At 67.3% G+C, this 13,119-nt stretch carries 8 protein-coding genes; 5 read left to right on the forward strand and 3 right to left on the reverse strand.

Annotated elements, in window-relative coordinates; translation table 11 throughout:
- The first annotated feature begins 23 nt into the window (after positions 1 to 23).
- Positions 24 to 2,915 (forward strand): immunoglobulin-like domain-containing protein, encoded by a 2,892-nt coding sequence (locus ACI3KS_RS17400; RefSeq protein WP_404919795.1) that lies wholly within the window; start codon positions 24 to 26, stop codon positions 2,913 to 2,915.
- A 256-nt stretch (positions 2,916 to 3,171) separates the two neighbouring features.
- Here the strand turns inward: ACI3KS_RS17400 and ACI3KS_RS17405 are convergent, their stop codons facing one another.
- Positions 3,172 to 4,494 (reverse strand): DUF222 domain-containing protein, encoded by a 1,323-nt coding sequence (locus ACI3KS_RS17405; RefSeq protein WP_404919796.1) that lies wholly within the window; start codon positions 4,492 to 4,494, stop codon positions 3,172 to 3,174.
- A 329-nt stretch (positions 4,495 to 4,823) separates the two neighbouring features.
- Between ACI3KS_RS17405 and ACI3KS_RS17410 the strand changes: the two genes are divergently transcribed.
- On the forward strand, positions 4,824 to 5,723 hold the full coding sequence (locus ACI3KS_RS17410) for an aminoglycoside phosphotransferase family protein (RefSeq protein ID WP_404919797.1): 900 nt from the start codon (positions 4,824 to 4,826) through the stop codon (positions 5,721 to 5,723).
- Positions 5,724 to 5,827: 104 nt separating this feature from the next.
- Here ACI3KS_RS17410 and ACI3KS_RS17415 read toward each other — a convergent pair whose 3' ends face one another.
- Both ACI3KS_RS17415 and ACI3KS_RS17420 read right to left on the reverse strand, forming a co-directional pair.
- Entirely contained in the window at positions 5,828 to 7,339 is a 1,512-nt protein-coding gene (locus ACI3KS_RS17415; protein WP_404919798.1) for an alpha-N-arabinofuranosidase, read from the reverse strand.
- A 53-nt stretch (positions 7,340 to 7,392) separates the two neighbouring features.
- Positions 7,393 to 9,690, reverse strand: a complete 2,298-nt coding sequence (locus tag ACI3KS_RS17420) for a beta-glucosidase (RefSeq protein ID WP_404919799.1) — start codon at positions 9,688 to 9,690, stop codon at positions 7,393 to 7,395.
- Between the two features lie 192 nt (positions 9,691 to 9,882).
- On the opposite strand from ACI3KS_RS17420, the gene ACI3KS_RS17425 reads away from it, so the two are divergent.
- From ACI3KS_RS17425 to ACI3KS_RS17435, 3 genes are all read left to right on the forward strand, one after another.
- Positions 9,883 to 10,782, forward strand: a complete 900-nt coding sequence (locus ACI3KS_RS17425; protein WP_404919800.1) for a carbohydrate ABC transporter permease — start codon at positions 9,883 to 9,885, stop codon at positions 10,780 to 10,782.
- A complete protein-coding gene (locus ACI3KS_RS17430) occupies positions 10,779 to 11,681 on the forward strand; it encodes a carbohydrate ABC transporter permease (protein ID WP_404919801.1) in 903 nt (300 codons plus the stop codon). Before ACI3KS_RS17425 ends, ACI3KS_RS17430 begins: the two co-directional genes overlap by 4 nt.
- A 79-nt stretch (positions 11,682 to 11,760) precedes the next feature.
- A complete protein-coding gene (locus ACI3KS_RS17435; protein WP_404919802.1) occupies positions 11,761 to 13,101 on the forward strand; it encodes an ABC transporter substrate-binding protein in 1,341 nt (446 codons plus the stop codon).
- Positions 13,102 to 13,119: the final 18 nt, after the last annotated feature.

Consider the following 13,119-nt stretch of genomic DNA (forward strand, 5'->3'; position numbering starts at 1 on the left):
AACCCGATCGGAGAAGAGAGATCATGACGAGTCTGCTCGCCAGGAGCATGCGGAAGGTGACGGCCGTGGCCGCTGCCGCCGCGACCGTGGTGGCGATCGGAGCCGTGTCCTCGCACACGGCCTCGGCCGCCGCCGAGGGGCCGACGCCCCTCATCCACTACACGTTCGACGCGGCATCCGGCACGTCGGTGGCGGACGCCACCGGCCACGGCTACACCGCGACCATCAAGCAGAACGGCGCGAAGGTCGAGAACGGGCAGCTCACGCTGCCCGGCGGGTCGGCGTCGAGCGCCGGCTACCTCGAGATCCCCACCGCAGGGCTGGTGGGAAAGAAGACGCTGACCGTGTCGACGTGGCTGAACGGACGAACGGGGCCGGCGAACACCGCCGCCGGCTTCATCGGCGCCCCCGTCGCCTCGGGCGCGAGCTACTCGAGCGGATACTGGCTGCTGAATCCTGCGAACCCGAGCGGCTACGTGAAGTCGGTCGTCACGAACACGGTGAACGCGGGATCGCCCTGGACCACCGAGGTGGGCGCCGGCGCGTCGAACGCCGCGACCAGCGGGGCGAAGACGCCGTCGGGCATGTCGCTCTACACGACCGTGATCGACGGCACCGGCGGAAAGCTGACGACGTACATCAACGGCGCGCAGATCTCGTCGGTCACGATCGGGCGCGACGTGTCGTCGTTCGGGTCGAACCTCGTCGCGTATCTCGGTCGGTCGACCTATAACGATGCAGGATGGGCGGGTGACATAGACGACTTCGCCGTCTACGACACGGCACTCAGCGCGACGGAGGTGCAGCAGGTGTTCTCGGACCAGGCTCTCGAACGCGCGGTCGCCTCGGTGACGGTGCCCTCGACCGCGACGAGCTCGTTCACCCTGCCGACCTCGGGCAGCGGCGCGGCGATCTCGTGGGCGTCCGACAGCACCGCCGTGCAGATCTCCGGCGGCACCGCGACGGTCACGCGCCCGGCTCCCGGCTCGGCGGATGCCGTCGCCACGCTGACCGCGACCTTCTCGGTGGGCGGGGCGGTGACGACGCGGACGTTCACCGTGACGGTGCCGGCCGAGCTCTCTGACCAGGCCAAGGCGGATGCCGACCTGGCCGCGATCACGATCGGCGACGTCGACGACATCCGCGCCTCCTTCTCGGTGCCGACGTCGGGCGCGAACGGCTCGGTCCTGAGTTGGACCGTCTCGGGCGATGCGGCCACGCTGCGCGACGGCGTGCGCGACGACGCCGCGACGGTGTCGATCACGCGTCCGACCGCCGAGGCCGCAGCGGTCGTGCTGTCGGTCACGGCATCCGTCGGCACTGCCACGGCGACCCGCGAGTTCGCACTGACCGTGCGTCCGCAGCCGGCGGAGGCCGCCGCCCCGGAGGCGTACGTCTGGGCGTTCTTCACCGGTGAGGGTGCGGGTGCCGAGCAGGTCAGCATCGCGGCGTCGAAGGGCAACGACGCGCTGCGCTGGAACACGCTGAACGGCGGCGAGCCGATCTTCGCCTCCGCTCAAGGCACCGAGGGTCTGCGCGATCCGTTCATCATCCGCTCGCACGAGGGCGACAAGTTCTACATGCTCGCGACCGACCTGAAGATCGACGGTCTCGCCGGTGGTTTCACGACCGCGCAGATCTCGGGCTCGACCCACATCGAGGTGTGGGAGTCGACCGACCTGGTGAACTGGTCCGAGCAGCGTCACGTCAAGGTGTCGACGGACTTCGCCGGCAACACCTGGGCGCCCGAGGCGTACTGGGATGAAGAGATCCAGCGCTATGTCGTGTACTGGGCGTCGAACCTGTACCCGACGACGGATGCGTCGACCCGCACCGCGGTGACGTACAACCGCATGATGTACGCGACGACCGACGACTTCGTGACGTTCTCCGAGCCACAGATCTGGTCGGATGTGCGCCGTGGCAACGGACTCGGACTCATCGACTCGACGGTCGTCGAGCAGGACGGCGTCTACCAGCGCTTCACGAAGGACGAGGCGTCGATGACGATCCGTCAGGAGAAGTCGACCGATCTGCTGGCCACGATCAGCGGTTCACTGCCGGGCACCTCGGGTGCGGCCGACGAGTGGACGCTCGTGAAGGAGAAGATCGCGACCGGGCTGCCCAACGGCGAGCCGGGCGGCACCTACTCCAGCGGTGAGGGCCCGAACGTCTTCGCCGCCAACCCGGGGGATGTGAACGGCTTCGACTGGTTCCTGTTCATCGATCAGCCCTCGTATCACGGCGGCCCGAACCACTACATCCCGTTCGGGTCGAACGACATCACGAACGGCTCGTCGTGGGAGTCGGTCGGGTCGATCCTGCGGGCGAACCTGCCGCAGAACAGCGACGGCGGCAAGCCGCGACACGGCACGGTCATCCCGGTGACGCGTGCCGAATACCAGACGGTGCTCGAGGGCTTCGCGCCCGAGATCGCGGTGGCGGAGGTCGCGCCTCTCGCGGTCTCGACGAAAGCCGGCACCGCGCCCGTGCTGCCGAAGGCGACCCTGACGACGGCGAGCGGTACGACCTCGACGGTCGATGTCGCGTGGGAGGGTGTCGACCCCGCCGACTACGCCGGCGCCGGCACCTTCACGGTGAACGGTGTCGCGCAGGACGCCTCACGGATGCCGGTCACCGCGACGGTCACCGTCACCCCCGGCGTCGGCCTGGATGTCACGACGCGTTGCGTCGCGGGCAAGGTCGTCGTCGCGGCGACGGTCGCCAACGCAGGGGCGGATGCCGCACGCGTCACGGTGTCGTCCGCCTTCGGCGAGAAGGTCGTGGACCTCGCGGCCGGCAAGAGCTCGACGGTGTCGTTCACCACGCGCGCGGCGTCCGTCGCTGCGGGCGAGGTCACGGCGACCGTGTCCGGTTCGACCGTGTCGGCTCCGTTCTCGGCGAAGGGCTGCTGACCGGTTCCTCCCTGGGCGCCCCCTGTTCTCCGGAGCAGGGGGCGTCCTGCTGTCCGCGGCGGTCATGTCGAGGCGCTGAGGGATCAGAAACGCTGCTCCCCACGCCATCCGGGCTGCACTTTTGATCCACCACCCCAGGCCGCTCGTCCCACGCGATGACGATGGATCACAAACGCTCCTCCCTACGTCATCCGGGGTGCACTTTTGATCCATCACCCCCTCTGTGGCGACGATCGACCTCACATCCCGGACACGATCAGAACGGCGGAAGCTCCTCATCGGCGCGCGCGGGTGCCCCTCCGACGCCGCTCACGTTCACGACCGGAATCTGATCGACGTAGGTCCGTCCGGTCGGGCTGGTCCAGGCGAAGAGTCCGCCGCCGATCTGCTCGACGACCCAGGGCGTCTGATGCTTCATCACATGATGTCGACGGCACAGCGCACCGAGGTTGGCGGCATCCGTCGGCCCGCCCCTGGCCGCATCTTCGGTGTGATCGATGTCGCATTCGCGGGCGAGATACCCGCATCCGGGGAATCGACATCGCTGATCGCGGGCGATCAACCACCGCCGGAGCTCTGCGGACGGGCGATAGCGATCGACCGCGAGGATCGCGCCCGTCGAGGGATGGGTGAACACTCTCTCCCACACCGGCGCCGCCGCCGCGATGCCCCGGGCGGTGGCACCGTCGATCGGCATCCGTCCGTCGAGCTCGGCCGGAGCCCCGCCGAGCCCCATCAGCGTGGTCAGCGGCACCGTGATCGACACCGCTCCGCGCACGTCTGCCGAGCTCCCCTCGGGGTCATGCTCCGCAGCGGCGCCGGTCAGCAGCAGATCGAGAGCGATGTCGCATCGCACTTCGTCGAGGGTGCGCTGATCTCCGGTCTCGGCCCGGGTCGCGCGATCATCGACACAGGCGATCCCGAGTGCCGTGAGCCGCTCGTACGCGCCCCGCACGAGCGCCGCCGGCCCCAGGAGCCCGAGCTCGGCCATGCCGTCGGCGCGTTCCCGCACCCAGACCCGGCGGCCGCGGCGTGCCTGGCGATGACGCTCGTCGACCGACCGCGGCTGAAAGCGCTCGGCGACCCGCCGCGCCATCCGCGCCACGCGATTCGACGAGGTCGACCGCGCGAACTCGATCATCTGCGCGGAGTACGCGTCTCGCGATTCGGCATCGTCGATGTGCGCGCCGGCCTCGATGATCACGCGCGCGTGGCCCGCGCTGATGAGGCCCGCGCCCTGTGCCCGCCAGACGCGAGGGAAGGCGATCACCTTGTCATCGGCGTCGCCCATCTGCCGCTCCACCAAGCGGTCGCTCATACGCAGAGCGGCGGCGAACTCGGTCGCCACCGTGCGCCCGGCGAGGTCGAGCAGGTCGGCGGCCTGCGACGCGCTGACCGGCTCAGCGCTCTCACGCGCCGCGCTCTCGCCGATCTCGCCGGCGAGCCGGGAGCCGAGCGCGAGCAGACCCTCTTTCACCGCCAGCATCTGGTTGATCGTGCGGTCGACGTCGACGAGCATCCCGGTGATCGCGGTGAGCGCGCCCACCTGCTCGGAGTCCATCTCGACCACGACCGTCATAGCTGCATCTTCCTCGGGGCTACCGACATTCCGACCCGCTCGGGGCTCAGAAAGGCCCACTTCACGATAGGAATTCTGATATTCCGAAAAATGATCTCGGGTTGCCGTCCAGACGACGACCGACGAAAGATCAGAAGTCCTCCTCCCGGCGGCATCCTGGCTGCACTTTTGATCCATAAGCGGCGTCCGATGGCTCGCACGCGCCCGTCTTCCCGCATGACGACGAGGGATCAGAAACGGCTCTCCCGTCGGCATCCGAGCAACACTTCTGAGCCATCATCGCGCTGCACCGACGGCATGCAGAACCACGCCCCGCTACCCTGGCCACGATGAACCTGCATGCCGACGAGATCACGATCGACATCGACACGGTGCGCGCGCTGATCGCCCGGCAGTTCCCCGAGTGGCGCGACTCCGAGATCCGCCCGGTCGACGCCGAGGGCACGGTGAACTCCATCTTCCGGATCGGGGACGACAAGACAGCCCGCTTCCCCCGCACGCCCTCGGATGCTCAGACGACCCGACTCGAGCGCGAAGCCGAGGCGATGCGCGAGTTCGCTCTGCAGTCCCCGTACCCTGCGCCGGTTCCGCTGGCGATCCGGCGACCGGATGCCGGCTACCCGATGCCCTGGACCGTGCAGACCTGGGTGCCCGGTCGTATGGCCGACGCCGACGCCGTCGCCCGCTCCCCCGCGTTCGCTCGGGATCTCGCGGCGCTGCTGCGCGCGCTGCGCTCGGCGGACACGCGGGGACGGACGTTCTCGGGCGACGGCCGCGGCGGCGACCTGCGCGATTCTGACGAGTGGATGCAGACCTGCTTCCGTGAGAGCGAGGGTCTGCTGCCGATCGATGAGCTTCGCCGGATGTGGGCCGGGTTCCGGGAGCTTCCGCGCTCCGATCCCGATGCCATGACGCATGGCGACCTCACCCCGCAGAACCTCCTGATCGACGGGGAGCGGCTGAGCGGCGTGCTCGACTCCGGCGGGTTCGGCGCGGCCGACCCCGCCCTCGATCTGGTCGCAGCGTGGCATCTGTTGGAGGCCGATGCTCGCCAGGTGCTGCGCGACGAGCTCGACGTCGACGACCTGCAGTGGCGACGCGGAGCAGCCTGGGCGTTCCAGCAGTCGATGGGTCTCGTCTGGTACTACCGGCAGACCATGCCGTCGATGAGCACGCTCGGGCGGAGCACGCTGACCAGGCTGCAGGATGCCGTCACGACGATCACCTGAGAACACGAGAGGAGCCCGACGAGCACGCCCCCGGAAGGGACGCACCCGTCGAGCTCCTCGCGAGGAACGGACGGCGTGCCGGCAAGGAACCGGCTGAGAAGACCTCAGCCGAGCGACAGCGCCGACCAGGAGACCGGCGGCAGCGTGACGGTGAGCGTGCCGTCCGCGAGCGCGACCGTCTCGTTCGGCGTGACGGTGACGCGCTCCTGGTTCTCCAGGGTGTTGGCCGCATACACGTCGGCATCCGTCAGCGTGTGCGTCTCGAGCACCGACACGTCCCCGAGACCCGCCACATCGATCGTGACGGTGATCGACTCGGTGGTGCTCCGGTTCACGAGGAACACCGCGGAGCGGCCGTTCTCGGCGTCGTGCGTCGCGACGGCATCCACCAGCGGCACCTCGCCGAAGCGGGCGGTCTGGTAGGTCGGCGAGTCCAGCTTCAGCTCGAGCGACTCGCCCTGAGCGAGGCGCGAGGTGATCGAGAACGGGAAGAACGTCGTCTGCCGCCAGGCCGGGCCTCCCGGCTCGGTCATGATCGGCGCGATCACGTTCACCAGCTGCGCGAGCGACGCGCTCGTCACGCGATCGGCGTGCTTGAGCAGCGAGATCATCAGGTTGCCGAACACGACGGCGTCGACGACCGAGTACACGTCCTCGAGCAGACGTGGAGCGACCGGCCAGTTGTCGATGCCCTGGACCTTGTCGACGCCGTGGTAGCGGTCGATGTACCAGACGTTCCACTCGTCGAAGGAGATGTCGATCTTCTTCGACGAGTGCCGCACGGCGCCCACGTGGTCGGCGGTCGCGATCACCGTGTCGATGAAGCGGTCCATGTCGACGGCCGAGGCGAGGAACGAATCGATGTCCCCGCCCTTCTCTTCGTAGTACGCGTGGCACGAGATGTAGTCGACGTCGTCGTAGGTGTGGTGGAGCACGACGCGCTCCCACTCGCCGAACGTCGGCATGTCGGCGGCCGACGAGCCGCACACCACGAGCTTCACATCGGGATCGAGCTGACGCATGCCCTTCGCGGTCTGCGAGGCGAGCTTGCCGTAGTCGTCGGCGGAGCGGTGACCGAGCTGCCACGGCCCGTCCATCTCGTTGCCCAGGCACCACATCTCGATCGCGAACGGCTCGTCCTTGCCGTTCGCGCGGCGCTGCTCGCTGAGCGCGGTGCCGCCGGGGATGTTCGCGTACTCGAGCAGGTCGAGCGCTTCGAGGGTTCCGCGGGTGCCGAGGTTGACGGCGAGCATGAGGTCGCTGCCGACCTTGTCGAGCCAGGACGAGAACTCGTGGAGCCCGACCTCGTTCGTCTCGGTCGAGTGCCAGGCGAGGTCCAGGCGACGGGGACGCTGCTCCCGCGGACCCACCGAGTCCTCCCAGCGGAAGCCCGAGACGAAGTTGCCGCCGGGATAGCGGATGGTCGTCACGCCGAGCTCGCGCACCAGATCGATGACGTCCTGACGGAAGCCCTCGGCATCCGCGGTCTCATGACCGGGCTCGTAGATCCCGTCGTAGACGTGGCGCCCGAGGTGCTCGACGAAGCCACCGAACAGGCGCCGCTGGATGCGCCCCGTGACGAAATGCGGATCGATGGTCAGCTGGGCAGCGGTCATTGCTGGTTCCTTTTCTTCATTTTCTGGGCGAAGCGTGGGCGCATCCGTCGGGTTCATGCGACGGCTGTCCGCAGCACCGGGTCGACGACGTCGCGTTCCGGACCGGTCAGAGTCACGGACGCGGAACTCGCGAGATCGCCGACGGAGAGTCCCGACGAGAGAATTATCTCCCCCGGCTCGACGATGCGTCGGCGCGCGATGCCGGTGAACGAGAAGCGATCGGCGTGCAGGATGAAGGTCACCGCGGTGCTCTCCCCCGGCTGCAGAGAGACTCGCGAGTAGCCGACGAGCTGCTGCACCGGCCTGGTCACCTGCGCCACAGGATCGGCGGCGTACAGCTGCACGACGGTCTCGCCTGCGCGGTCGCCGGTGTTCGCCACGGTCGCCGTCGCGACGACCGTCCCGTCCGTGGGGACCTCCGCACTGTCGAGCGTGAGGCCGGTCACCGCGAAGGACGTGTACGACAGACCGTGTCCGAACGGGAAGGCCGGAGCGATCGACAGGTTGCTGATGCGATCGCCGTCCTGTCCGAGCGGCGGCGCAAGGTAGGTGTACGGCAGCGCGGCGGCCCCGAACGGCACCTGCACCGGCAGGTGCCCGCTGGGATTGACCGCGCCCGTCAGGATGCGGGCGAGGGCGCCGGCCCCCTCGACACCGGGCATGAAGGCCTGGAGGATCGCCGACGCCCGATCCACGAAGCGGCCGATGGCGTACGGCCGCCCCGACAGCACGAGCAGCACGACAGGGGTTCCCGTGGCGAGCACGGCGTCGACGAGTCGCGCCTGCTCGCCGGGGAGATCGAGGGATGGGGCGTCCGATCCCTCACCAGAGGTGCCCTTGCCGAACATGCCGGCGTGATCCCCGACGACGACGACGGCGACCTCGGCGTCCGCCGCTGCGGCAGCCGCGCGGGCGATCTCCGCCTCGTCGGCAGGTCCCTGCAACGGGCAGCCGCGCTCCACGACGACCTCGACGGAGGGAAGAACGGCGCGCACGGCATCCGGAAGCGACATCGCCTCGACTCCGAGACCGAATTCCGGATGCCGGGACAGCACGTGGACGGGGAACGAGTATGCACCGAGCATCGCGCTCGCGTCGTCAGCGCAGGGCCCGATGAGCGCCACCTTCTGCGACGACGTCGACAGCGGGAGGATGCCGCTGTCGTTCTGCAGCAGCACCACGGACTTCTCGGCCAGACGGCGCGCGATGTCGCGGTTCTCGGCGCTGTCGAGATCGTGGTCGATCGGCTCGGCGGGCCGCCAGTCCTCGTCGAGGAGTCCCAGCTCGACCTTCTGCCGCAGCACGCGGCGCAGAGCGGTGTCGATGTCGGCGGCCGTGCGGTCCGGTGCAGGGTCGTCGGTGTGCAGCTCCAGGAACGCCGAGATGTCGGGAAGCTCGACATCCATGCCGGCGTGCAGCGCGAGTCGACCCGCGTCCGCCATGGATCCGACGACTCCGTGCTTGGACTTGAGGAAGGCGACGGCCCAGTAGTCCGAGACGACGGTGCCCTCGAAGCCCCACTCGCCGCGCAACAGCTCGGTCAGCAGCCAGCGGTCGGCCGCGGCAGGCACCCTGTCGGTCTCGGTGTACGAGTTCATGACGCTGCGCACGCCGGCGTCGCGCACGGCCATCTCGAACGGGGGCAGCACGAGATCGCGGAACTCGCGCTCCCCCATCGACACGGGTGCGTGGTTGCGCCCGCCCCGCGAGGTCGCGTGGCCGGCGAAGTGCTTGAGCGTGGCGATGACGCCGCCATCCTGCAGACCCTCGACGTAGGCGGATGCCAGGGTGGCGACGACGTACGGGTCCTCGCCCATCGTCTCCTCGACCCGACCCCACCGGTAATCGGTCACGACATCGAGCACGGGCGAGAGCCCTTGATGCACGCCGACGGCCGCCAGGTCGCGGCCGATCGCGTGCCCCATCTCCTCGACGAGCCCCGGGTCGAACGTGGCCCCCCAGGCGAGTGCGGTCGGATAGACCGTGGCCCCCAGCGCGGTGAAGCCCGTCAGGCACTCCTCGTGCACCATGGCGGGGATGCCGAGCCGCGTCGCGCTCTGCAGGTGCTGCTGCGCATCTCGGATCTGAGTCATGCCCGCACGAGCGGTGACGGGCAGGGTTCCGAAGACCCGGGTGAGCTGTCCGATGCCGTCCTGCACAGCCTGCGGGAACGGCGCGCGTCCCCGTGAGAACACGTCCTGCATCGGCGCGATGATGTCGTCGGACCCGCGCTCGTCGGCCCAATAGGAGCCCAGCTGCGCGATCTTCTCCTGCGGAGTGAGCTCGGAGATCACCGCATCCACCCGCGCCTCGACATCGACCGTCGGGTCTCGCCAGATCTCGCCCGCCATGCAGGAACTCCTTCGATTCAGACCGCTCGGGTTCGATTTCGGTCACGACCGCACATCCGGACTTGACAAGAGTCACGCCCCGAATGCAACGTTGTAAAAACAATCTTGGACGGAACGACACCGGTTCTGTCAAGACGACGCGCAACATCGCGTGCAAACCCAGATCACCGTCGATCACGAGAGGGCCACCGGATGAAGAAGCTGCTCTACAACCAGCGCCTCGCACCGTACCTGTTCATCCTGCCGTTCCTGCTCACACTCGTGATCTTCTGGCTCATCCCGGTCGGTCGATCCGTGATCATGAGCTTCCAGGAGGTCCTGTACGGCGAGGCGTCGTTCATCGGCACGAAGAACTACGAGCGCCTGTGGCGCGACGGAGTGTTCTGGAAGGCCATGTTCAACAGCATCCGCTACATGGTGCTGACGATGATCCTGCTGGTGCCGATCCCGATGGTGCTCGCCGCGATGATCAACTCCCGCGTCGGCAGCGACCGGGTCAAGACCATCTTCAAGTCGTCGCTGTTCGTGCCGGCCCTCACCTCGGTCGTCGTCGCCGGAATCGTCTTCCGCCTCATGTTCGCCGAGACCGAGTCGGGTTTGATCAACCAGGTCATCGAGTTCTTCGGCTTCGGCCCTGTGCGCTGGCTGCGCGAGGACCTGACGGGTCTGACCGCGCTGCTGCTGCTCGCCATGTGGCGGTGGACGGGTGTCAACACCATGTACTTCCTCGCGGGCATGCAGGCCATCCCCACCGAGTACTACGAGGCCGCGTCGATCGACGGCGCGAGCAAGATCCAGCAGTTCTTCCACGTCACGCTTCCGAACCTGAAGCCGACGATCGTCTACGTCACGACGATCAGCGTCTACGGCGGTCTCGCGATGTTCCTCGAGAGCTTCATGCTCTACGCCGGCAACAACTCCCCCAACAACCAGGGACTCACGATCGTCGGATACCTGTACCGCAAGGGCATCCAGGAGAACGATCTCGGCTTCGCGTCCGCCGTCGGCGTCGTGCTGCTGGTGCTCGTCCTTGCCATCAACCTCACTCAGCTCACCGCCACGGGAACGTTCAAGAAGGAGTCGACGCGATGACCGCCACGCAGACGATCACCTCCCCCGACAGCGCGAAGCGCCCGACTCCCGCAGGCCCGCGTCCTCGTATCACCGCGCGCACGGCATCCGTCATCCAGAGCGTCCTCCTCATCGCCATCGCGGTGGTCGCCCTGATCCCCATCGTGGCGATCTTCATCGGCACGTTCCAGAACGGCAACGACGTCATCCGCAACGGCATCTCGTTCGCGATCGACGTCGCCACACTGAACTTCGACAACTACGTGATGCTGTTCACCGACTCGGGCTACTACTTCCAGTGGTTCTGGAACAGCCTCTGGGTGACGACGGTGCAGGTCGCAGGAACGCTGCTCGTCAGTTCGTTCGTCGCGTACGGCTTCGCCATGTACGAGTTCCGCGGCAAGCGATTCGGCTTCCTGCTCGTGATCATCCTCATGACGATCCCGTTCGAGATGCTGATGCTTCCCCTCTACGTGCAGGTGAACGAGTTCGGCGCCGCCGACCAGTACTGGATCGTCGTCCTGCCGTTCCTCGCGCAGGCGGTGACGATCTTCTTCTTCCGGCAGTACTTCCTGGGGATCCCGAAGGAGCTCCTCGAGGCCGGTCGCGTCGACGGGGTCAGCGAGTTCGGCATCTTCTTCCGTCTCGTCGTTCCGATCGCCCGACCCGCCTTCGCGGCGATGGCGATCCTCAATGGGATGACCATCTGGAACAACTTCCTGTGGCCGCTGCTCGTGCTGCGCTCGCCCGACAAGTTCCTCCTGCCCATCGGTCTGAACACGCTGCTCACCCCTTACGGCAACAACTACGAGCTGCTCATCATCGGATCGTTCTTCTCGCTCATCCCGTTGCTGATCCTGTTCTTCGCCTTCCAGCGCTTCTTCGTCCAGGGGATGACCGCTGGTGCCCTGAAGGGCTGACCCGAACCTCTCCATCCCGCACGACCTCCATCCCGCAGTACCCCCATCCGCACTACCCAACACAGTCAGGAGTACCACCATGCGAATCCGCAGGATTCTCGCCGCAACGGTCGCGGCAGGTCTGGCCGTCGGCGCCCTGTCCGGCTGCACATCCGGCAGCACAGATGCGAACGACGGTGCCGAGGACGGCACCACCACGCTCGACATGTGGGTTTTCGCCGAGCTCCACGGCCAGGTCTACGAAGAGATGGCCGAAAAGTGGAACGAGCAGAACCCCGACAAGCAGATCGACCTCAACATCACGGTCTACCCCTATCAGGACATGCACGACAAGCTGCTGCTCGCCGTGAACTCCGGTGAGGGCATGCCCGATCTGGCCGACATCGAGGTCGGCAAGTTCCGCAACTTCGTCAAGGGCGACAACCCGCCGCTGTACGACCTCACCGAGGCCGCGGCACCGTACAAGGACGACATCGTCCAGGCTCGTCTCGACCTCTACACCCGCAACGGCAAGATCTACGGCTACCCGACCCACGTCGGCGCCTTCGTGGCGTTCTACAACACCGAGCTCCTCGAGGGCGCGGGCATCGATTACACGACGATCAAGACGTGGGACGACTTCTCCGCGGCCGGCCAGAAGTACAACCAGGACACCGGCAAGGCGTTCAGCGTCGCGAGCACCGGCGTGTTCTTCACCGAACCCCTGGCGATCGCCCAGAACGGCGGGCAGCTCTTCGACGACGACGGCATGGGGTCTCCGACGGTGGACAGCCCCGAGGTCGTCAAGACCATGGAGATGTTCCAGACGATGAAGACGATGAAGGAGGCCGGTGCGATCTCGACCATCCCCGGCGGCAGCCCCGACGATGAAGAGGCGTACGGCGCCATCAACGCCGGCGACTACGCGGCGATCGTGTACCCGGCGTGGTACACCTCTCGCTTCGTGGACTACATGCCCGACCTGGCCGGCAAGATCGCCATCGCTCCTGCACCGCAGATCGAAGGCTCGGATGTCCTCACCATCGGTGGCGGGGGAACCGGCACCACGGTCCTGCGCGGCACCGAGCACGAGGAGCTGGGTGCCGAGTTCCTCGCGTACGCCAAGCTCTCCCTCGACGCGAACATCGCGGTCTGGGAGACCCTCGGCTTCGACCCGGTGAACATGTCGGTCTGGGAGGACGAGTCCGTCACCAAGAATCCCGAGAACAAGTTCAACAAGTACTTCACGACGAACCTGTTCGACGTGCTGAACTCGGTGAAGGACGGCATCGGTCACTTCGGCTCGTTCGCGAACGACAACCTGCCCGTCGTCGACAACCAGTTCCGCAACATCACGCTGAACGAGATCTACGAGAACGGCACCCCTGCCAAGGATGCTCTCGAGCAGGCGCAGTCGGACATCGAGAACGAGATCGGCTGATCGGACTCGCTTCGGGAG

The sequence above is a fragment of the Microbacterium sp. ZW T5_45 genome, from assembly GCF_044987415.1.
Classification (GTDB): domain Bacteria; phylum Actinomycetota; class Actinomycetes; order Actinomycetales; family Microbacteriaceae; genus Microbacterium.